Source organism: Chryseobacterium sp. T20 (assembly GCF_047345655.1).
Lineage (GTDB): Bacteria > Bacteroidota > Bacteroidia > Flavobacteriales > Weeksellaceae > Chryseobacterium.
Window position 1 is genome coordinate 96,311 of sequence record NZ_JBLFDU010000014.1, and the last position, 21,566, is coordinate 117,876.

At 35.4% G+C, this 21,566-nt stretch carries 18 protein-coding genes and 1 tRNA gene; 11 read left to right on the forward strand and 8 right to left on the reverse strand.

The features are described 5' to 3' along the window. Window positions 1–9 precede the first annotated feature (9 nt). Window positions 10–465 carry a hypothetical protein gene (locus ACMA47_RS22630; protein ID WP_413931595.1) on the reverse strand — a complete coding sequence of 152 codons (456 nt, stop codon included), beginning with the start codon at window positions 463–465 and terminating at the stop codon, window positions 10–12. 109 nt (window positions 466–574) lie between these two features. Here ACMA47_RS22630 and greA point away from each other — a divergent pair, with 109 nt between their 5' ends. The 7 genes from greA to ACMA47_RS22665 all read left to right on the forward strand — a co-directional run bounded on the left by greA (window position 575) and on the right by ACMA47_RS22665 (window position 6,498). Then, a complete protein-coding gene (greA, locus tag ACMA47_RS22635) occupies window positions 575–1,045 on the forward strand; it encodes a transcription elongation factor GreA (RefSeq protein WP_034695856.1) in 471 nt (156 codons plus the stop codon). Between the two features lie 57 nt (window positions 1,046–1,102). Beyond that, a complete protein-coding gene (locus tag ACMA47_RS22640; RefSeq protein WP_047429226.1) occupies window positions 1,103–1,492 on the forward strand; it encodes an HIT family protein in 390 nt (129 codons plus the stop codon). A 68-nt stretch (window positions 1,493–1,560) separates the two neighbouring features. Continuing rightward, window positions 1,561–2,748 carry an ATP-dependent Clp protease ATP-binding subunit ClpX gene (gene clpX, locus ACMA47_RS22645; protein WP_413931596.1) on the forward strand — a complete coding sequence of 396 codons (1,188 nt, stop codon included), beginning with the start codon at window positions 1,561–1,563 and terminating at the stop codon, window positions 2,746–2,748. A 74-nt stretch (window positions 2,749–2,822) separates the two neighbouring features. Continuing rightward, window positions 2,823–4,799: a T9SS type A sorting domain-containing protein gene (locus ACMA47_RS22650; protein WP_413931597.1), complete on the forward strand. Its 1,977-nt coding sequence runs from the start codon at window positions 2,823–2,825 to the stop codon at window positions 4,797–4,799. 29 nt (window positions 4,800–4,828) lie between these two features. Further along, window positions 4,829–5,026, forward strand: coding sequence for a signal peptidase (locus tag ACMA47_RS22655; RefSeq protein ID WP_413931598.1), 198 nt, complete (start codon window positions 4,829–4,831; stop codon window positions 5,024–5,026). Between the two features lie 61 nt (window positions 5,027–5,087). Then, window positions 5,088–6,380 carry a TlpA family protein disulfide reductase gene (locus ACMA47_RS22660; protein WP_413931599.1) on the forward strand — a complete coding sequence of 431 codons (1,293 nt, stop codon included), beginning with the start codon at window positions 5,088–5,090 and terminating at the stop codon, window positions 6,378–6,380. A 44-nt stretch (window positions 6,381–6,424) separates the two neighbouring features. Next, window positions 6,425–6,498 (forward strand) — tRNA-Met (locus ACMA47_RS22665). A gap of 415 nt (window positions 6,499–6,913) precedes the next feature. On the opposite strand, the gene ACMA47_RS22670 is transcribed toward ACMA47_RS22665, so the two are convergent. From ACMA47_RS22670 to ACMA47_RS22700, 7 genes are all read right to left on the reverse strand, one after another. Continuing rightward, entirely contained in the window at window positions 6,914–8,212 is a 1,299-nt protein-coding gene (locus tag ACMA47_RS22670; protein ID WP_413931600.1) for an HlyD family secretion protein, read from the reverse strand. Between the two features lie 308 nt (window positions 8,213–8,520). Beyond that, window positions 8,521–10,716, reverse strand: a complete 2,196-nt coding sequence (locus ACMA47_RS22675; RefSeq protein ID WP_034695867.1) for a peptidase domain-containing ABC transporter — start codon at window positions 10,714–10,716, stop codon at window positions 8,521–8,523. A gap of 190 nt (window positions 10,717–10,906) precedes the next feature. Further along, entirely contained in the window at window positions 10,907–12,421 is a 1,515-nt protein-coding gene (locus tag ACMA47_RS22680) for a vitamin K epoxide reductase family protein (protein ID WP_413931601.1), read from the reverse strand. 713 nt (window positions 12,422–13,134) lie between these two features. Continuing rightward, a complete protein-coding gene (locus ACMA47_RS22685; protein ID WP_413931602.1) occupies window positions 13,135–14,199 on the reverse strand; it encodes a DUF3810 domain-containing protein in 1,065 nt (354 codons plus the stop codon). Beyond that, window positions 14,189–15,634 (reverse strand): MFS transporter, encoded by a 1,446-nt coding sequence (locus tag ACMA47_RS22690; RefSeq protein WP_413931603.1) that lies wholly within the window; start codon window positions 15,632–15,634, stop codon window positions 14,189–14,191. The genes ACMA47_RS22685 and ACMA47_RS22690 overlap by 11 nt, the downstream gene beginning before the upstream one ends. A gap of 30 nt (window positions 15,635–15,664) precedes the next feature. After that, on the reverse strand, window positions 15,665–16,402 hold the full coding sequence (locus ACMA47_RS22695) for a lysophospholipid acyltransferase family protein (RefSeq protein ID WP_413931604.1): 738 nt from the start codon (window positions 16,400–16,402) through the stop codon (window positions 15,665–15,667). Window positions 16,403–16,405: 3 nt separating this feature from the next. Beyond that, the gene (locus ACMA47_RS22700) at window positions 16,406–16,864 is read right to left on the reverse strand and encodes a GtrA family protein (RefSeq protein ID WP_062672481.1); all 459 of its coding nucleotides are present in this window, start codon (window positions 16,862–16,864) and stop codon (window positions 16,406–16,408) included. Between the two features lie 363 nt (window positions 16,865–17,227). Between ACMA47_RS22700 and ACMA47_RS22705 the strand changes: the two genes are divergently transcribed. The 4 genes from ACMA47_RS22705 to ruvA all read left to right on the forward strand — a co-directional run bounded on the left by ACMA47_RS22705 (window position 17,228) and on the right by ruvA (window position 21,543). After that, on the forward strand, window positions 17,228–17,491 hold the full coding sequence (locus ACMA47_RS22705; protein ID WP_034695874.1) for a hypothetical protein: 264 nt from the start codon (window positions 17,228–17,230) through the stop codon (window positions 17,489–17,491). Window positions 17,492–17,576: 85 nt separating this feature from the next. Continuing rightward, on the forward strand, window positions 17,577–18,428 hold the full coding sequence (locus ACMA47_RS22710) for an ATPase (protein WP_062672485.1): 852 nt from the start codon (window positions 17,577–17,579) through the stop codon (window positions 18,426–18,428). Window positions 18,429–18,444: 16 nt separating this feature from the next. After that, window positions 18,445–20,730, forward strand: a complete 2,286-nt coding sequence (locus tag ACMA47_RS22715) for an NADP-dependent malic enzyme (protein WP_413931605.1) — start codon at window positions 18,445–18,447, stop codon at window positions 20,728–20,730. Between the two features lie 228 nt (window positions 20,731–20,958). Beyond that, window positions 20,959–21,543 (forward strand): Holliday junction branch migration protein RuvA, encoded by a 585-nt coding sequence (gene ruvA / locus ACMA47_RS22720; RefSeq protein WP_413931606.1) that lies wholly within the window; start codon window positions 20,959–20,961, stop codon window positions 21,541–21,543. Window positions 21,544–21,566: the final 23 nt, after the last annotated feature.

The window sequence follows — 21,566 nt, forward strand, 5'->3', positions numbered from 1 at the left end:
CTTGTATTTTTAATAATAAACATTTAAAGTTTTGCTTGCAGCATCATAACTGTAAGGATAAGTTTTAGGTGGCAGAGACGTTTTGGCTCCAGACTCCGGCTGCCCTGTACTTAAGATCCATCTTGTATTATCCTGTGGACATATAATGGCAATATTGTCTTTTACCTCAAGGGTTGTATTATTATCAGGGCATAGATGTGGTGCATTCCTGTCATAGACTTTAAATCCGTTTGCAGTTCGGACAATAATCAATCCTCTGGTTCCTGATTGTTGCTCGTTGACATAAATCCAGCCGTTGATATTGTTTAAAGCGTAATAAGCAGGCAGGTTTAAATTAAGAGATACATTGATGGGAACATTGGGGAAACAGTTCACGGTATCTTCTCTGCTTCCGCATGAGTTTATGGTTAAATTACTGAAAATCAATAAAATGAAAATGGATAAGATTGAAAAAGTTTTTTTCATTTCAATTTAAATTTTTATATATTTGTAAAAATTAAACGATTACAACACGAAAACATTGTCCGGCAAATGTCGGATTATTTTTTTATACTAAAACTAAATTTTGAAAATTATGGCAAGCTATGTTACTAAGGAGGGCCTAGAGAAAATGAAAGCTGAGCTGGAACAGTTGGAAACTGTGGAGAGACCAAAAATTACTCAGCAGATCGCAGAAGCAAGAGATAAAGGAGATTTATCGGAAAATGCAGAATACGATGCGGCTAAAGAGGCTCAGGGGATGCTTGAAATGAGAATTTCCAAGCTGAAAGATGTTATCTCTACTTCTAAAATTATAGACGAAAGCCAATTAGATACTTCAAAAGTTTCAATCTTAACAACAGTGAAACTTAAAAACAATGCTACCAAGCAAGAGCAGGTATTTACATTGGTACCGGATAACGAAAGCGACCTGAAGACAGGAAAGATTTCTGTGAACACACCTATCGCAAAAGGACTGTTAGGAAAAGCTATTGGCGAAATTGCTGAAATTACTTTACCTAACGGAAACAAACTGTCTTTCGAAGTATTAGACATCTCTTTATAGTCTTATACTCCTTTCTATTTCTGAACTTCTAAATATCTAACCCAAACTTCTGATAAAATGAGCACTATATTCACAAAAATCATTAATGGCGAAATTCCCTCTTATAAGATTGCAGAAAATGAAAACTTTATTGCATTCTTAGACGCAATGCCTTTAGTGAAGGGACATACTTTAGTAGTACCTAAAAAAGAAGTGGATTTGATTTTTGATCTTGAAAGTGAAGAATACAAAAACCTTTGGGGATTTGCCCAAGAGGTAGCCAAGAAGATCAAAACTGCAGTTCCATGTGTAAGAGTAGGAGTAGCAGTGGTAGGACTTGAAGTTCCTCATGCACACATCCATCTGATTCCTTTAAATAAGATGGAAGACATGAATTTCAGAAATGAAAGATTAAAATTAACGAACGAAGAATATACAGAGATTCAACACTCAATTATTAATTCTTAACAACCAGAAAATCGTAAAAAAGTAATTTTTTACGATTTTCTTTAACATATACATATATATTATATCATATGAATTCCAACCAATGTTCTTTCTGTGGCAGAAAAAGAAATGAAGTACAGATGCTGATTTCTGGGCAGAATGGTTTTATTTGTGAAAATTGTATAGAGCAGGCACATGCTATCGTAAAAGACAGTGCATCAAAAACAGGATATTCACCTGCTGATAGTATGGAAGAGCTTAAAAAGCCAAAAGAGATCAAAGAATTTCTTGATCAGTATGTGATCGGACAAGATCAGGCAAAAAAGCAACTTTCCATTGCGGTGTATAACCATTATAAAAGATTGCTTCACGCTCAGGATGAAAACAGAGAAGTAGAGCTTGAAAAGTCAAACATTATCATGATAGGAGAGACAGGAACGGGTAAAACGCTTCTGGCAAAAACTATTGCAAGAGAACTTAATGTTCCTTTCTGTATTGTGGATGCTACTATTTTAACAGAAGCCGGATATGTAGGAGAAGATGTTGAAAGTATTCTTTCAAGACTTTTGATGGTCGCAGATTATGATGTGGAAAAAGCTGAAAAAGGAATTGTCTTCATCGATGAGATTGATAAGATTGCCAGAAAATCCGACAATCCAAGTATTACAAGAGACGTTTCAGGAGAAGGCGTACAGCAGGGATTATTAAAACTGTTGGAAGGAAGTATTGTGAATGTTCCGCCACAAGGTGGAAGAAAACATCCGGATCAGAAATATATCCAGGTAAATACCCAAAACATCTTATTTATTGCAGGAGGAGCTTTTGACGGGATCAAAGAGATCATCGAAAGAAGAATGAACAAACAGGCAATTGGCTTCAGCTCTGAAAAAATCAATAAAACAGACGAGGATGAATATATATTAACAAATATTAATGCGATTGACCTTCGTACTTTCGGATTAATTCCGGAACTTTTGGGAAGATTTCCAATCATCACTTACCTCGATAAACTCACAAAAGAGACGTTGGTAAGAATCATGAAGGAGCCCAAAAACTCTATCGTGAATCAATTTGTGGAACTTTTTAAAATGGATGGCACAAATTTGGTTATTACAGACGGAGCAATTGAAAAAATCGTAGAGGAAACTATTGAAAAAGGATTAGGTGCAAGAGGGCTTAGAGGGACCACCGAAAAAGTTCTAGAAGACTATATGTTTTCAATAGGAGAGGAGAAAGATATCATCTTAAATGAAGATAATGTTTTGATTAATAGATAAAATATTTTTTTTTTAAGAAAAATAATAATACCTTTGCGGGTGAAGATTGTATTAACACACAAATAATTTATACAATGAGAAAAAGTTTATTTGCTATAGGTCTTTTAGCAATTAGTTATTCTGTTCAGGCGCAGATACTATGTCATGTTGACACTAATGCTAATATGTATGTGAGCGAAGGCACCCTAGTTTATAGCGGTGGAGGTGTACAAACAAAGGGTAATGGCCTTTTGGACGTGCATGGAAATATCATGGTTGTAGGATCTGGTACGGATCTCTTAAAAACAATTGATGCCGGTGGTGCTGATAAGACTGACGGTGGAAATATCATCTTAAGACTTAATACCCCTGCTTCTTTTGCTACTTCCACGTATGGCCAGCTGTACATCGACGGACTATCCCAGTCCAACATTACAGGTATTGTCACTAAAGAGTACAGAACTACAAGTAACGGAAGTGGCAATTATTTCCAACAAGTTGCTTTACCTTTCTTTGGTAAAGCCTTAAGTACATTATCTACTGAAGTTGGTAAAACTTTTAATACGGGTAGATATAGTAATCCAATTCTAAAGTGGGATAACGCTAATGCAGTTTCTGCACATTTTACAAATTTAGCTTCTACTACTGCTGATGGTTCAGGATATTATATGCTGAAAGTTTCCAGCAATGACTGGAACCCAAGCACACCTGCAACAGGAACTGTTTTCAATATCAATGGAAAACCGTATGCTCCACTAGCAGGAACTGTATCATTACAGAATGCAGGAAAATCTAATTTAGGAGCTTCCAATGTGGTATTCGGAAATGGTGGTAATGCTGTGAATTCTTACAACGAAAAGTACAATACTTATCTTGATGATTCATTTGAATTTACTACAACTCCATGGGCTGGAACATTTGGACAAAACTTCTATCAATTTGGTAACCCATTCCTTACTAATTTAGATTTATCTAATATCGGATATACTGAAAGTGTTACAGGATCAGACGGAAATGCCGTAAAAAATATCTGGGGTATTGAATATAATCCAGGTACTGTTGTTACACTTCCTGGAGGTTCTACTTACGCTACAGGTGCTCAGGTAGTTACTTACGTAGCTACAGGTGACGGAGTTGCTCCGGCAGTTGGAGATGTGAACCTAGATAAAATGGTTATCAAACCTATGCAGTCGTTTAAAATAAAGTTAAGAGACAATACAGCTCAGACTTTAGACTTTAATCCACTGAGAAGATTCAAATCAACAGCTAGAACAGCAGGTACTCCTAACGGTGTAAATGCAGCTAGAATGGCTGGTAAGAATACAGCCAATACTGTAAAACAGCTTGGAGTAATTGGTCTTGATGCTAATGGTAATGAGATTTCCAGAACGTACTACGTGGTTTCTCCATCATTTACAACAGGACACCAGGTTTCTACTGCTACAACAGTTCAAAGTTCAGCTGGTACCAGAATTATCGGTACTTACGAAGAAGCATTGAATGGTGGGTATGATAATAATTATACTAACTATTGGTTATATATTAACGAAGCTAATGAGGGGAACTTCCAAGGTAAAAATGTTAAGTTAGTTAACTACAAACTTGATCAGGTTAAATCTTATAAATTCGAGATCAGAGAAAATGCAGAACTTATTCCTGCTGGTGCACACCAGTTATCTTCAGGAATTGGTTTCTACTATAAAGCAGAAAATGGAAATTTAGTACAGGCTAAACAGGGAGATGTGGTAGCTGTAACAAATGAAGAAGCTAACTTGTATTATGGTGAACCAAGTAATATTACTTTAGGTGTGGATAAAGCAACTCCTAGTGTTTCCAGAACACTTGTTGTTTACGATCCATCTATTACAAATTACATTGTTAGATTTGATCCAAAATGGAAAAAAGCAGACATTCAAGTTTATGATATGAGCGGTAAACTGGTAATCTCTAAAAAAGCGGTTGAAACATCCAGAGATTTTGTAATCGAGCTTGATGGCTCAGTTAAAAATTCATATGTTGTAAAAATCGTTTCTGATAAGGGAGAAACTGTTAACACTAAAATCTTAAAATAAACCACATGAAAACTATTAATAAACTAGTCTTGGCATTTTTCCTATTTGCTGTATCTCTAGCAAATGCCGCTCCACCACAACCAGCAATCCCGGGAGGAGGAGGTAACGGAGGAAACGGTACCGGGTCACCTGCCTCACCAATTGATATGTATGTATATGTACTGGGTATCGTAGCAATAGGATTTATTGTTTACTTTACAAAAAAGTACAAGAGCGTAAAAGCATAAAATTTTATTAAAATAATATTAAACTCTCTGATTAGTCAGGGAGTTTTTTTATTTTTACTTTATGAAAAAGATTTATACGCTATCAGCGGTTTTGGCTGCATTTGCTTTACAGGCTCAATTTACTGTTACAATTCAGACTCCGGCAGACTTTAAAGACCAGGATGCTATTCTATATACACTTAACGGATCAAAAGATATTATTGTTACTAAAGAACAGAGTAAGAATAGTACATGGACTTTTAAATACCCAGGTCATTATATGGGGATGATGAAAGTTTATTTTCCTGGCTCTAATAATACCGTAAGCTTTATTTCTGAAAATAAAAATGTCAACTTTAAATTGGATATTCAGAATAGCAAAGTAAAAGATGTTATTTATCTGGATGATGCCAATAATCTGATGAGCAAACAACAGGAAGGCTCCCAAAAGAAAGAGCTTATTTTGCCAGCTTTAGCACAAATCAAAGAATATTACAAAGACAATACAGATTTTGGAAAAGCTCTGAAAACAGAAATTGACAGACTTTCCGGTGCTTCAGGTTCTATTGATGCTGCGCAACACCCGTTTATTGCTTATTATAATACGAATTACAGCAAGTTTCTTTCCAACTCACCCGATTCAACTAAGAAAGTAGATCAGGAAGAAATCATCAACTTTCTGGACAAATCAAATGATATGCTTGAAAGCTCATCATTATTGAGACCTGTATTGGTTGCTTATCTGAATTCAGGAGGAAATACAAATGTTACAGCGTCTGTTGATAAGTTACTGGATCGTTTAAAAGTTGAAACTCCAAGAGGGCAGACTGTATTGTCAGAATTGATTGATATTTTTGATGTCTATCAGATGGATGAATACAAGAGCAAATATCTGTCTTTAGCTAAAAATCTTAAATGTACCATTACTGACAGGCTTGCTTCTACATTGAAATCGAACGCAAACATCGAAATGGGGGCTGTTTTCCCTAATTATAAGTTCCAGTCACCTGTTAATACCACAGCAAAATCTTTACACGATATAAAGGCCGATAAAAAGGTGGTGGTGTTCTGGTCATCCACATGTTCACACTGTGAAAGTGAACTTCCAAAACTTTTGGAAAAATATAATGATCTGAAATCAAAAAATATTCAGATTGTAGGGCTGTCTTTAGATGTGGATAAGAATTCATATACCAAAAAAATTGCTGCATTTCCTTGGGTGAATGATTCAGAATTGAGAGGATGGAACAGTAGTTACACAGATTTATATAATATTCATGCAACTCCGACGTATTTTATTTTGGATGCTAACAATAAGATAATCAGCAAACCAGATCATGTTGGTGATGTTTTAGAATATTTTAAGCTAAAATAATTTTGGAGGTAAAGAAATATTTTCTATATTTGCACCACCAAAACGGCGAGGTAGCTCAGTTGGTTAGAGCGCAGGATTCATAACCCTGAGGTCACGGGTTCAATTCCCGTCTTCGCTACAATAAACCGCAATCATTGATTTAATGATTGCGGTTTTTACTTTTAAAAGAATTGCCTTTTTACCTTTTAATTCTTTCCAATGAATTTTATTTTTTAATGATTTCATTCTTCTGATGAAATATTAAGGGAATAATTATACTTTTTCAGCTTCATTATAGTGTTCGGTTAATTTTCATGATCAACTAATATTATGATTGTCCTCATATTCGTCTTCTTATTGCCCTTTTTTAAATGATCATATCTTTTGCAATAAAACCCTTTACTTGGGTAGATTGTGGCTATATTAGGCTATTTAAATGAATGAGATTGAACTTCTGCAAAACATTATCAGACGAATGAGAATTTTTAAAATAAGTAATAAAAACCCCGTTTTACAATTTGTAAAACGGGGGTAGTTTTTTAATAAAAGGTTTATTAAACCTGATATCCAAGTAACTTTCTGATCTGATAGAAGAATCTTTCAATCAGTCGCAGGTCTTGTGTTACAATTTCTGCACTGCCTCTAAGCTCTTTATCGAATGTGAGTGTTTTATTATAGCTTGTTTTTAATCCTTTTGGTAAAATTACATCTACATAATAATTTCCTTTTTCATCAGGAATCAGAGAGATGTTCTGTACCTTTCCTTCGATAATACCGTATTCCTGGAATCGGTAATTGTCCAGTTTAATCAGTACTTTCTCACCAGGAGTTATTTTTCCTGAATTTGTAGTAGGGACTGACATTCTGCCCACTAACTGCTCTTTATTTTTAGGAAGAATAGAAAGGATGGGTTCTCCTACCTTTACGAACTGATTCTCGCCAAAGAACTGTTGGAAACTGGCAACACCATCAGTGGATGAGATCACAAGATAATTCAGTTCCCACTGTTTTAGAGATTTTCGCAGCTGTTCAAGAAGCTGTAGAGTTTGTGAAGAGTATGTAATTCTGTCTTTTTCTGTATTAATGGCAGTTCCGCTTTTGGTCTTATTCAGATTGGAAATTCCTTCATCCATTTGGGATATGGAGATTTTAATATTCTCAAGGTTTTGTTGAGCCTGAAGATATTTGATCTTTTCGTTTTCAAGTTCCATGGCTGAAATAACCCCTTGGTTGAATAATTCCTGAGATCTGTTGAAGTTTTTCTTTGTCAGATCATATTTTATAGATTCCAGGTTCTTCTGCTGTTTCAAAGTAGCAATTCTTATTTTATATTCTGAAATGCTCTGATTGGCGGCCAGATTTTCTGGAGCATAAGGCTGTAGTCTTGTAAAAAGAGCTTCATCCTGAAATGCTTTTGCGAAACTGTTATATTCACCCTGCAATTCACCCAGTTTAAATCTTGAAGCCTGGGCAATAGGGAAGGTATATAATTTATCAGGTGTGATGGAGTCTACCAGTTTTTTAAGCTCTAAAATGTCTTTATAGTTAGCTGCAGACTGCATCACCATCAGAACGTCATTCTTTTTAACTTCCTGATGATCTTTTATGAATATTTTCTCAATTTTGGAACTGGTTCGTGCTTCTATTTTCTCAGGAGGATTCTGGGAAGTTACAATAATAGGAGCCGGTACAAATTCCGGATATTTTATAATGTAGCTCATTAAGAGAATCAACAGAAGGATAATAAATATCATGGTATTTCCCCAGCGGATCATCCAATGTGGTGGCTGGGTAAGAATATCCTGTACACTCTCTGAACGGAGTTCAATATTGTCTAAAACGTCTTCTTTCATTGTTTTGAGGTAAAATTTCCCCCAATATTTCAGGGGGAATATAATTTAAATAATTGGACAGTTCCCATCATACCAAGATGGTGGCGAAGTGTCTGCATCGGGTGGGCATTCAAAATGCTTAATACGGCATGGTACCCAGCTACCAAGGCACCAGGATCCACAACAGTTATTGTCCGGAATAATTACTCCTCCGCTGACTAATGTCAAATCTTTTCTCGAAAGTTTTTTAAGATTTTTCATGATTAAATTAGTTTTATTTTTCCTACTCTATAAGCTTTTCGGATTCCGCTATATTTTTGCTTTTATGATTAACTGCCTAATTCAAGCTGATTTCTTACAAGTCTGTAATATTCTCCCCTTAAATCTACCAGATCGGCATGGCTTCCTTCTTCAACTACTTTTCCTTGATCCAGTACAATGATTTTATCAGCATGTCTTACCGTTGAAAGTCTGTGGGCAATCACCACTGCTGTTTTACCTTTAAAGAACTGTTCAAGATTTTCCATAATCACTTTCTCATTATTGGCATCTAATGCAGAGGTAGCTTCATCAAATAAAATATATTCAGGAGATTTGTAAACAGCTCTTGCAATGAACAGTCTCTGCTTCTGACCACCGCTGACACCTACTCCTTCATTTCCAATCTTTGTATTATAACTTAATGGAAGACTTTCAATAAAATCTTTGATATTGGCTATCTCTACAGCACGTCTCAGTTTTTGTTTATCTATATGATCTTCACCTACCGCAATATTATTGGCGATGGTATCATTGAATACATATCCTTCCTGCATTACAACTCCACAATGATCTCTCCAGTATCTCGGAGAAATATTTTTCATATTGGTATTTCCGATTCTGATTTCACCCTGATCCGGATCATAAAATTTCATCAACAGTTTCAATAAAGTCGTTTTTCCACTTCCGCTGGCTCCCACAATAGCTGTGGTCTGCTGATAAGGAATCGTAAGGCTTAAGTTTTCAAAAACCGGAACATCAGAACCAATATATCTGAATGACATATCTTTGATTTCGATATCTTGCTTCGGAACATCTGTGACGTACTGCTCATTTTTATCTTCTTCATCATCTTTATCATGGATTTCTCCTAATCTTTCAAGGGAAATTTTAGCATCCTGAGTCTGTTTGATAAAGTCGATAAGCTGAAGAAGCGGGCTGTTTAACTGTCCAATAATGTACTGAACAGAAAGCATCATCCCCAAAGTAAGGTTTCCACTTAAAACAAGTTTTGCAGAAAGGAAACTCACCAGAATATCTTTCATCTGATTGATAAAGTTTCCTCCAACAGACTGCCATTGTTCTAATGAAAGAGATTTTATTCGGATCTTAAATAGTTTTACCTGTAGAAATTCCCAGTCCCATCGTTTTTGCTTCTCGGCATTATGCATTTTGATTTCCTGCATACCGTTGATAAGCTCAATTACTTTACTTTGTTCCTGAGATACCTGTGAGAATCTTTTATAATCAAGCTCTTTTCTCTTTTTTAAGAAAAAACTGATCCAGCCAATATATAATACAGCTCCTACGAGATAAACGATGAAAAGTCTGTAATCGTAAAATAATAATACAATACTGAAGATAATAAGGTTGACCAAAGAGAATAATGTATTCAGTGAGGAGCTTGTAAGAAGCTGTTCAATTCTGTGGTGGTCATTAATTCTCTGCATGATATCTCCTGTCATTCTGGTATCAAAGAAACTTATCGGAAGTTTCATTAATTTGATAAAGAAATCGGAGATGATCGAAATATTGATCCTTGCCGAAAGGTGAAGAAGAATCCAGCTTCGGATGGTCTCAATTCCCATTCTTCCCAGGAATAGCATAATTTGGGCAAGTAGAACTACATAGATAAAATTGATATCCTGATTCTGGATCCCGACGTCTACAATACTTTGGGTAAGAAACGGGAATATCAGGGAAAGTAAACTTCCTCCTAATAGACCAATAGCCAATTGTATAACAAGTGTTTTATACTTAAGAAGATATTTGGACAAGAATGTAAAGCTTGCCTTACTCTCTTCAGCATCAAACTCTGTCTGGAAGAATGCAGGAGTGGTTTCAAGAATCAGGACAATTCCTTCTTCTGTATTTTCGTTGGCATTTTCTCCAATCCAGGACTTGATAAATTCTTCTCTGGTATAAGTGATCAGTCCATAGCTGGGATCTGAAATATAGACTTTGTTATTTTTGTCGATTTTGTATACAACAACAAAATGGTTTTTATTCCAGTGTGCTACACATGGAAAAGGAACTTCTTCTGTAAGGGTATTGAAATCGATCTGGACTCCCATTGACCGGAATCCAAGATTTTCTGCGGCATCGCTCAGGCCAAGAAGGCTGCTTCCTTCACGGGTTGTTTCGGAAAGGTTACGAATCTGCTGCAGAGATATACTTTTACCATAATACTTACTGACGATTCTGAGGCATGTAGGGCCACAATCTTTGGTATCTGGTTGCTTATAAAAAGGAAACTTTTTTTTCAAAACTACTACTCATTATAAAATGCCGTCAATAAATGACGACATTTTTGCTTTAATTCAATTATAATTCAATGAAATGGTAAACTGGAAATAGTCCCATTGATCACCGTTTTTCTACTCTTTTACATCTTTTCAGATGGTTATTTTGTTTTTCCTAAGATAGTGAAATTTTTAAATGAATGAGATTTATTTACTAGATCTCATCATCTTCTATTAATTCATCAATAAAGAATAAAATATCTTCACGATCATACTTGTCTGGAAACTGATATCCATTGATGATAAAGATAGGAGTAAAGCTTAATCCTGCGTTACTGTTTTCTATGGACATCTCTACTAATGGATTCAGATTTTCTGAGGTTACGTTTCCTCCGGAAAGCGCATTGATTTTGCTTTCATCCTTAGTTTCAAACCATTCTTCTACAGCATGTAAAAATTCTTTTTCAGGTTTGTTATGATAGATATGAGTTAAATCTGAAATCAGCTGAGTGTATTTTTCTGGAGCTCTGTCTGGGCTGTAATTGAATCTCATCTGTAGTGAAATATTCTCCGGATATTTTTCCAAAAGTCCTTCAACAAGCTTATGTGCATCTTTACAGAAACCACAGTATGGATTGGAAACGATAGAAATACGAAGTTTAGCATCTCTTTTTCCAACAGCAAAAGTTTCAGTATCCTGAAATTCTATTTTTGGATTTTGTTCCATCTGGTTTTTAAAAAGCTCATAGTTTCTCTTGAATCTGAGATTTTTCGCATTCGATTTTTGAAGAGCTTCTTTTTGCTCAAGAAGAGTGTTGAAATAGATAACTGCAGAAAATACAAGAGCCCAAAGAATAACAGTCAATAAAAGAGCTCCCACACTGAAAGACAGATTCTCAAAAAATAAACTGCTGATTACAATTTGTCCTACCAGAATTGAAATAATCAAAAGACATACTCTACAAAATGTCTTTTCTACAAATGCCTGGATGTATAAAGAATATCCGATGGCAATTACAGAAACGAATGTGAAGCCTTTTACGATATACGCTGTTGCCGGTAAGAACAGACCTAATACGGCAAGTCCTGCAAAATAAATCAGAGAAAAATCTGCAAATTTTAAGCCCAGAATACTGGTTTTATCCTGTTTGATGATCTTATCACACGAGTTGGCTGTCTGACTTGCTGCAGCGCCTCCGCCTCCACATATACTTCCGATGACAGTAGAAGTATTCCCGAATTTCTGATTGAAAATTTCCAGGGAAATATAAACTCCTGCTAAGGAAAGTACATTAAACAGAGCTTCGTAAATGCTTTGGCTAATAAAAGAATAGGCAAGCACAGTTGCAAAAATGAGATAAAGAACCGGTTTAAAATTAAAAGCCAGTTTACTTTCTGCATTTTCTGTTTTCTCAAACAGCAGTACAAAATCTGTTGATTTATTATAAAGTTCTTCTTTACCGAAGGTCTTTGCTTTTTCTGAATATACGGAATAATTGCTTCCTGCCTTTTTTACCAGGGAAAATGAATTCTCAACAATAGCAATAAATTCTTCCGGAAGTTCGTCCCAATATTCTTTGTCAAGTTCGTAAGCATCATTTTTTACTCCCATAAAGTTGAGTGTGTCACTAAATGCCAGTGCAGATGGATAATTGGGATGGGAATTGAACTGGAAAATAAATTCCTGTTTATCGAGTTTTAGATGGTTAATTAGTTTGTCAAAAATCATATTAATATTTTTATCTAAAATACACAGATGTTTTAAATATACAAAAAAAATTTTCCTTTATTAGTGAGATATAAATGGGTGTTGGTAGATTTTATTTGATCCTCAGTATTTTATTGTAGAGGATTAGTGCTTTATAATGCAGGATGGTATTGATGCTAATAATAGATTCTCTTGTAAAGAAACAAGCTTTGATTTCAATAATCTTGTGTTTGAACAGTTCCAGGGTGAAGTATAGATTGAGTTTCCCCATGTGGGTAAATACTCTTATTTTTAAATTAAAAACAGAATTAATAACAGCGACAAGAATGATGGATATATTGTAAATTTTTGAATTTGAAATTTTAGAAATATCCTATACAATATAAGAGATAACTCCAATTTTTAAAATAGTGAAAACGGGATGAAATTGAAATGTTTTTTGTTTAAACAAATGTTTGATTTTTTGAGTTTTTCATAACTTATATGACGTTTATCCTTGTTTTGGTTGTTGAATGTCGCTGTTTTGTGTGATTTGTGACAAGGTGAGATGAACTCAAAAAAACTTAAAAAATCATAAAGTTTTCATAAAGTTTTAAAAAAGGAGGGAAATGTTTTTGTATTTATAAAATATGTCGTACTTTTACATCGCCTTGAATGAGGGAACAAGTCAAGGTAATAAATTTTTTTTCATCATTTGTGTTTTTAGAATCGTATCGCCTGATACGATTCTTTTTTTATGTTTTCTCATAATTCAGAAGAAGATCAATAAAGTAGGAATAGGTAACAGAACCTTCTTGTTGGTTACTTTTCAGAAACAGGTTATTGGTAAATCCAAAGAAGTCATCCAACCATCCCTGATGCTGAAAAACAAAACTTTTTTCATAAGCACGGTCTCTTTTCATAGCAGGAGAGTACTGATGAAGAATATTCTTTACAAACTGTGGGTCTTCCTCCACAATAAATCTTAAAAGGCTTTTTAAAGTAAAAAATTCGGTGCTGTATCTCAGTTCAGGATTAGTAGAGTGAATACCTATCAGATATCCCACAAAATTAGCCTCCTGTTCTCTTGCAAAACCCAGCTGATGAGAACTTTCGTGAGCCGTTGTAAAGGGGATGAAAGTATGAGGTAGTTCGGAGTTATACTGAGCTTCTGCGGTAAAGGGATTGTAATATCCGAGAATTCCGGTAAAGTTCATTACATTTTTAAACAGACTTGGTTTGATATCCAAAACCTGAGTTGCTTTTTTATCCGAAATATAAGAAGGTAGTTTGGCTTGTTGGTATAGGATTTCCTTTTGTATATCTGTAAGGTTGATGATGATAAAAACACCATTTTTATCCTCATGAGCAGACTGTCTGGTTTGCTTACATTTTTCAAGATAGACAAGGGCTAATTTTTTTGCCTTATTCATATCGGGTTCCTCCTGGCTGGAAAGTTTTTTAATGATTGGAGTCTGGAAATACAGCATGCCCCAGAAGATCTGATAGATAAAGTAAAAAGCATTCACAATTATCAGGATCTTTATCAGTGAATTATTTCTTCGCTGTTTACTGAATGAAGTAATCAAATAATACAGAAGGAAAACTCCCAGTAGAATGTATATAAGATCTCCAACAGAAAACGGAATCCAGCTGAACAGTATCTGATGAATCCCTTTCTGAAATTCAAAAAAACTTTCAAAAAAAGAAATCATTACTTTGGATTTTGAGAATCCATAAAACAAAAGAAATTGGGCAAGTAAAACACCTGCCCAAAATCTCTTTTTCTTATATATGTTTGTTGTTATATTAATGACCATTACCTTTAGATACTTTATCCAGATCAATGCCCTGAGCTTTCAGAATCCCACTTACACGGATCGCATAGAATGCAAGATAAGCAAAACAAATAACCCCTACGATATAACTGAAATGAATATTGGTAATATCTGCAATATACCCTTGTATAAAACTTACAATACCTCCACCCATAATCATCATAATAAGGTATCCTGAACCTTGGTTAGTGTGCTTTCCAAGTCCGTTGATAGCCAATGCGAAAATACAAGGCCATAAAGTAGAGCAGAAAAGTCCTACGCTGGTAAATGCATACACAGATACCATTCCTGTAGTAAACATACCGATAAGCAATGCTGTGATCCCTGCCAGAGAGAAGATTAAAAGCATTCTTGCCGGGTTTCCTTTACTTAAAATGTCACAGATAATCATCGCAATGATGATGAATCCATATACATAGAAAGGAGAAAGATCATGCTTGGCAATTGCATTCACGAATAAAAACACCCCAAATGCAAGATAAGGAGCTAAGAATCTTAAGATCTTTTTAAATCCGGCATTCACGTCAAATGCTTCCACAGCGCCTGTCCAACGGCCAATCATTAATGAAGCCCAGTATAAAGAGATGTAAGGAGCTACATCTTTTGTTTCAAATCCTAAATTTTTTTCCATATAAGCAGGAAGGTTACTTGCGGTAGAAACTTCCACTCCTACATACACGAAGATGGCAATCATTCCCATTACCAATTGAGGATACTGGAAAGCCGAAGTTCTGTGTTCTCCCGGAGTTGTATCATCTGTATTCTCAGTATTCGTTGGCGTTACAGCAGGAAGGGAAGAGAATTTAAGCATTAAAGCTACCAGAGCAAAAGCTGCTCCCAATATAAGGTAAGGTATCTTTACACTTTCTATACTCGCTTCCGTATTACCGGCACTTGCAGAACCAAAAATCGCAAATGCAACGATAAGTGGTCCAATGGTAGTTCCTAAGTTGTTGATTCCACCAGCCATTGTTAGTCTCTGAGATCCCGTTTCTGTAGGACCTACTTCAATAGCAAGCGGATTAGCCACAATCTGCTGAAGAGAGAATCCTAAACCTACAATAAATAATCCGGAGATCATTAACGGGAAAGAATGCATATTAGCCGCCGGATAAAATAATAAAGTTCCCATTGCGGAAATCAAAAGTCCCACAATAAGACCGTTTTTGTACCCGATTTTGTTGATCAAATCCTGTTTCAGGCTCTTTGATACAAGCATATAAATTAAAGAACCTACAGTGTATGCTACATAAAAGCATATCTGTACCAACATACTCTCAGTTTGAGATAAATTGAAGGCTTTTTGAAAAACGGGGATCAGAATATCATTACTGGCTGCTACAAATCCCCAAAAGAAGAATACAGTAACCAACGGAATGAATTGGGCCCAATTGGTTTGTTTAGAATAATTTGACATATTTATTATAGATTTCACAAACAAATATAACTATTTCCTTTCAACGGAATACCTGATTAAGGTTTTTTTTATTTTCTCATAAGCCTCTGCCTTTAAGTCTTTTGGCGAATCTGTAGGCTCAATGATTCCATTAAAATATACCTTTACTCTTCCGGGAAAGCCTTTTGAGTTTTCAAAAGGGAACATTTCCTTGAGTCCCACAAAGGTATAAACAGCTATAGGAGAATGATGTTTTGAAGACAGCATAAATGCACCGTCCTTAAAATCATCCAGGATAATAGAAGTGTCATCTGGCACACCACCTTCAGGAAAAATGGCAATACTGTTGCCTTCTTCCATCTTCTCAGCACACCTGCGGTACACATCTGCACGGCTTTTTGCACTGGCTCTGTCTACCATTACACATATCCTTTTATATATGGTTCCGAAAATCGGAATTTTTACCAGTTCTTTTTTTCCTACAAAACAAATCGGATGATCAGGGAAGAGAATGCATACAAGCATAATATCCATAATGGACGTATGATTGGAGATAAAAACGTAAGGTGTATTCTTATCTTTTTCCTGTTCTGAAAGTTTAATTAAATCATATCTGAAGCCCATTCCGTAAAACATGCCGAAACACCATAGTCTGACAAGTTTGTAACCGTATTGATAATGCTTTTTATTAAAGGATAAAATGTAAACGGGGATTCCAATGCTGACTGTCAGAAAAAATGCTAACAGAAGCAACCAGAATCTCCAGAGATAATTTAAAATTTTTGTCACAGCTTAACCGTTAAAAATTACTTTCTTCTTTATCGAATAATTCAGAATGGAAACCAGCAATATTGCTGCAATTTTGCTGATCATTTCCGGGCTCAAGGTATAAAAAAATAAATTGATATTATCTTTAAATATGAAACTATAGAATATTTGGAAAAAGCCTAAGCTGAGTAATGTTGAAAAAAAGGAGACCACCATAAAATAAGCAAACTCTTTTCTCTTTGAATGTTTTCCTCTTTCAAATACAAACCAGATGCTCAGAAAGTAATTGGTAATTATCCCGCAGCTTGTGGAAAAAATGTTACTTAAAGGATAGTGTACTCCATAGAAGTTGGTTTCCTTTACAAAGAAGTGCGGAAGATAGGTGCTGAAAATCTTAAAGCTTCCTATTTCTACAATGGCACTCAGTCCTCCTGCAATGATGAAGAACAAAACCTGTTTCTGGCGTAAGAGTATTTCTTTCATTTAATGAATATAAAACTAAAATGTTTGTACATATTGGACAGCATACAGAGCGGATTTATATCTCAGCAGATAAACACCTTAGTGAATTCCCTCTGTTACGAATGGTTTTGAAATCTCAATAATCCCAAAGCTTCACAATATGAATATGCAAATTTATAACTATATGTTAAACACTGAAAAAAGTTGTTAAAATATTTTTTTTAATAAAAATTATTTCTAATTTTAATATTCAGAATGATGTAATTAAGACCTGATAATAAATTCATTTTCAACTCCTTGTGTTGATGGTTTTTTCTATCTTGTAGTGCACGGTTAAGCGCATATACTCCAACATTTTATGACCCAATTTTTAATAATATTTGTATGAAACGTCAAAACAAATACAGAAAATTCCAGCTTCAACAGAAAAATATTGAGGCTCTTGAGAAAGAAAATTCCCGCTTCAAAAGAGTGTATTCAGAATATGAAAATATGTCAAACGAATTGTGGAATCTTGAAAACTCCAGTGGAGAACCGGTACCTGATGATTTTATCAATGCAATGGTATTACAGACTTCCTATCTGGAAGATGAAATAGAAGATTGGCTTATACAATTCAACGAAAAAAAAACACAAATCAAGCATTAATGATTTTAGACAGCTTCCAGGTTGTTTTTAAACGCTAATTGAAGATAAATTCATAATTTAGCACCCTTAAATTAAAATCTAAAATATGGTTGCTATTGTAGATAGTGGTTCTACTAAATCGGATTGGGTAATACTTGATGACTTTAAGAAAGTTTTTCTGAAAACAGAAACAATCGGTTTCAATCCGAATTTTATCAACAGAGAACTTATCGCTCCTGAAATACAGAAGAATAGCAATCTGATATCGGTTAAAAATTCAATTACCAAAGTCTTTTTTTATGGTTCCGGATGCGGTGTGAAGAAAAACTGCGAGACCATAGAAGAAGAACTGAAAAAGGTTTTTGGAAAAGCAGAGATTATTGTGAAGGAAGACCTTATGGCTGCAGCCTATGCCGCATACAGTGGGAAACCTGCTATCGTGTGCATTCTTGGCACAGGATCAAATTCCTGTTTTTTTGACGGTGAAAATGTAAAGATAGAACTACCTTCACTGGGATTCCTGATCGGGGATGAAGGAAGTGGAAGTGCTATCGGAAAGCAATTGGTGCGCAGATATTTTATGAAGAAACTGCCAGCAGATCTTCATAAAGAATTTGAAGCAGATTATCAGCTTACCGTAGAAGATGCATTGAAAAACATGTATCATACTCCAAGGCCAAACGCCTATCTGGCGAATTTTACCAAATTTGTAATCGAAAGAAAAGATCATCCTTATTTTAAAGACATGGTTTTTGAGGAAATGAAAAGTTTCTTCGAATATCAGGTTCTTCCTTATGAGGAAGCGCATGATGCCGAAATCAATTTTATCGGTTCCATCGCTTATTATTATGAAAATACACTACGTTCTGTAGCTACAGAACTTAATTTAAATGTGGGACATGTTGTGCAGAAACCAATTGAAAGCTTAGTAGATTACCACATTAAATATATACTTTAACAAAAAACAAAATTTTATGTCAAGTAACAACAATCGTGACGAAAAGAACTTTAGCCAGGCAGCGCTAGATTATCATAAAGCAGAACCCAAAGGAAAAATTGAAGTTATCCCATCAAAGCCACACTCTTCTCAAAGAGATTTGTCATTGGCTTACTCTCCGGGAGTAGCAGTTCCTTGTATGGAAATTCATGATAAGCCGGAAACTGTATATGATTATACAGGAAAAGGAAACCTGGTAGCAGTAATTTCTAACGGTACTGCCGTACTTGGACTGGGAGACATCGGTGCTGAGGCTTCAAAACCTGTAATGGAAGGGAAAGGACTTTTATTCAAAATCTTTGCAGATATCAACGTTTTTGATATTGAGATCGACGAAAAAGATCCGGATAAATTTATTGAAATTGTAAAAGGGATTGCTCCTACTTTTGGAGGGATCAACCTGGAAGATATTAAAGCTCCTGAAGCTTTTTATATAGAACAAAGACTGAAAGAGGAATTGAATATTCCTTTGATGCACGATGACCAGCACGGAACAGCCATTATCTCTGCTGCTGCATTGATCAACTCTCTGCAGATTGCCAATAAAGATATTGATAAAGTGAAAATGGTGGTGAATGGAGCTGGTGCTGCAGCTATCGCATGTACCAAGCTTTATATTTCATTAGGATTGAAAAAAGAAAACGTCCTGATGTGTGACAGTAAAGGAGTAATCAATCATAAAAGAGAAAACCTTACTCCTGAAAAATTAGATTTCATCGCTCAGACAGATATTGAAACATTAGAAGACGCTGTAAAAGGATCTGATGTTTTTGTAGGATTGTCAAAAGGAAACGTGATGACTCCGGACATGTTGTTGAGCATGAATGATAACCCTATCGTATTTGCTCTTGCGAACCCTGATCCGGAAATTGCTTATGATCTTGCTCTTGAGACTCGTAAAGATGTGATCATGGCAACAGGAAGAAGTGATTATCCTAACCAGGTAAACAATGTATTAGGATTCCCTTATATCTTCCGTGGAGCATTAGATGTACAGGCTACAGGAATTAATGAAGATATGAAACTGGCTGCCGTACACGCCATTGCTGATCTTGCCAAAGAACCAGTACCGGAAGCTGTAATTTTAGCATACAACGTTCAGAACCTTCAGTTTGGAAGAGAATATTTCATTCCGAAACCGTTTGATAACAGATTGATTACAAAAGTATCAAGCGCTGTTGCTAAAGCAGCTATTGAAAGTGGTGTTGCCAGAAAAACCATTACGGATTTTGATGAATATGAACACCAGCTTTTAGACAGAATGGGTAGAGATGAAAGATTGGTAAGAATGATGCAGAGCCGTGCGAAATCCAATCCGAAAAGAATTACCCTTGGAAATGCTGAAGAATACAATGTATTAAAAGCAGCTCAGATTCTTTATGAAGAAGGAATTGCTTACCCAAGTCTTTTAGGAGATAAAAAATACATCAAGGAGCAAATGGAGCGTTACGGAATTACCCTGGATGTTCCAATCATTGATCCAAGTGATGACGATCAGAAAGAAAACAGAAAAAAATACAGAGAAACCCTTTGGAAACTTCGTCAGAGAAAAGGAATGAACGAGTACAAAGCGAAAAGATACGTACGTCAGAGAGACTATTTCGGACCTTTGATGCTGAAGCATGGTGATACGGATGGACTTATTGTAGGATTCTCTAAAAACTATACTTCCGTTTTACGTCCTGTTTTAGAAGTGATAGAAAAAGATAAAGGAGTAGACAAAGTAGCGGCAATGATGATGATTCTGTCTGAAAAGAAACCTATTTTCTTCGCAGATACTTCTATCAATCAAAATCCTACCGCTGAAGATCTTGTGAATATTGCTAAAATGGCAGAATTTACAGTAAAATCTTTTGCTATCGAACCAAGAATTGCAATGCTTGGATTTGAAAACTTTGCTGCCATCTCTGAAACTTCTAAAAAAGTAGCAAAAGCAGTGAACATCCTTCATGAGAAATTCCCTAAAATGGTTGTGGATGGTGAAATTCAGCCGGATTTTGCAATGAATGCAGATCACCTGAGCGATTACCCATTCTCAAAACTAGGAACTACACCTGCCAACACATTCATCTTCCCGAATCTGGAAAGTGCAAACCTTTCTTACAAAATTCTGAGAGGAATGAAAGTAGCACAGGTAATCGGACCTATCTTAATGGGATTAAAGCAGCCGGTACACGTACTTCAGATGCGTTCAAGCGTTGATGAGATTGTAAACCTTGCTACCATTGCTGTTCTTGATGCTCAAAGAAGAGAGAAGAAATAATACAAAGGTTTGAAGGGTAACTGTAAATCAGTAATCCATTCCTCTTATTTAAAAAATGACACTGTAAACCGTGTTCAGATAGTAAAAAGACTCCATATTTTGGAGTCTTTTGTTTTTCTGTTAATTCCTTGAATTCTTATTTGAAATTTAAGTTAAAAATCATTCGTACATCAAATGAAAACATTAATTAGTTTAAATTGCTATATTTGGGAGTTTTAAAAATTAATAATGATATTTTCTTTACAAGGCACTGTTCAAGAACTTACGCCTACCTACGCTGTCATCAATGTTCAAGGAGTTGGTTACTACGTGGGAATCAGTTTGATGACCTCACAGACGCTGGTTTTGAATCAGCAGACCTTTTTATTTATTCAGCAGATCATTCGTGAAGATGCTCATCTTCTCTTTGGATTTAACACACGTTCAGAAAAAGAAATGTTCAATCTGTTAATAAGCGTTAATGGAGTAGGAGCTGTTTCAGCCCTTATTCTGTTGTCAACATTGAGTCTTGATGAGATTGCTTCTGCTATACTTTCCGGAAACAGTGCACTGATCCAAAAAGCAAAAGGAATCGGTACAAAAACTGCCGAAAGAATTATTGTAGATCTTAAAGATAAAGTACAGAAATACAGCGATCCAAACGCGAACATTTCTGTGATGGTGGATAATAAAATCAAGGAAGAATCGTTATCTGCATTAGAAGTTTTAGGGATTCCTAAACGAACGAGCGAGAAGATTGCGGATAAATTTATAAAACAAAATCCAAGCATCTCGGTAGAAGAATTGGTTAAACAAATCTTAAAAAACATTTAACATTTGGTGGCGAATATTAAGCA

Excerpts from the sequence above, each read along its gene's own strand:
- ACMA47_RS22630 (WP_413931595.1), bottom strand. The coding sequence starts at position 465 with ATGAAAAAAACTTTTTCAATCTTATCCATTTTCATTTTATTGATTTTC.
- greA (WP_034695856.1), top strand. The coding sequence starts at position 575 with ATGGCAAGCTATGTTACTAAGGAGGGCCTAGAGAAAATGAAAGCTGAG.
- ACMA47_RS22640 (WP_047429226.1), top strand. The coding sequence starts at position 1,103 with ATGAGCACTATATTCACAAAAATCATTAATGGCGAAATTCCCTCTTAT.
- clpX (WP_413931596.1), top strand. The coding sequence starts at position 1,561 with ATGAATTCCAACCAATGTTCTTTCTGTGGCAGAAAAAGAAATGAAGTA.
- ACMA47_RS22650 (WP_413931597.1), top strand. The coding sequence starts at position 2,823 with ATGAGAAAAAGTTTATTTGCTATAGGTCTTTTAGCAATTAGTTATTCT.
- ACMA47_RS22660 (WP_413931599.1), top strand. The coding sequence starts at position 5,088 with ATGAAAAAGATTTATACGCTATCAGCGGTTTTGGCTGCATTTGCTTTA.
- ACMA47_RS22670 (WP_413931600.1), bottom strand. The coding sequence starts at position 8,212 with ATGAAAGAAGACGTTTTAGACAATATTGAACTCCGTTCAGAGAGTGTA.
- ACMA47_RS22680 (WP_413931601.1), bottom strand. The coding sequence starts at position 12,421 with ATGATTTTTGACAAACTAATTAACCATCTAAAACTCGATAAACAGGAA.
- ACMA47_RS22685 (WP_413931602.1), bottom strand. The coding sequence starts at position 14,199 with ATGGTCATTAATATAACAACAAACATATATAAGAAAAAGAGATTTTGG.
- ACMA47_RS22690 (WP_413931603.1), bottom strand. The coding sequence starts at position 15,634 with ATGTCAAATTATTCTAAACAAACCAATTGGGCCCAATTCATTCCGTTG.
- ACMA47_RS22700 (WP_062672481.1), bottom strand. The coding sequence starts at position 16,864 with ATGAAAGAAATACTCTTACGCCAGAAACAGGTTTTGTTCTTCATCATT.
- ACMA47_RS22705 (WP_034695874.1), top strand. The coding sequence starts at position 17,228 with ATGAAACGTCAAAACAAATACAGAAAATTCCAGCTTCAACAGAAAAAT.
- ACMA47_RS22710 (WP_062672485.1), top strand. The coding sequence starts at position 17,577 with ATGGTTGCTATTGTAGATAGTGGTTCTACTAAATCGGATTGGGTAATA.
- ACMA47_RS22715 (WP_413931605.1), top strand. The coding sequence starts at position 18,445 with ATGTCAAGTAACAACAATCGTGACGAAAAGAACTTTAGCCAGGCAGCG.
- ruvA (WP_413931606.1), top strand. The coding sequence starts at position 20,959 with ATGATATTTTCTTTACAAGGCACTGTTCAAGAACTTACGCCTACCTAC.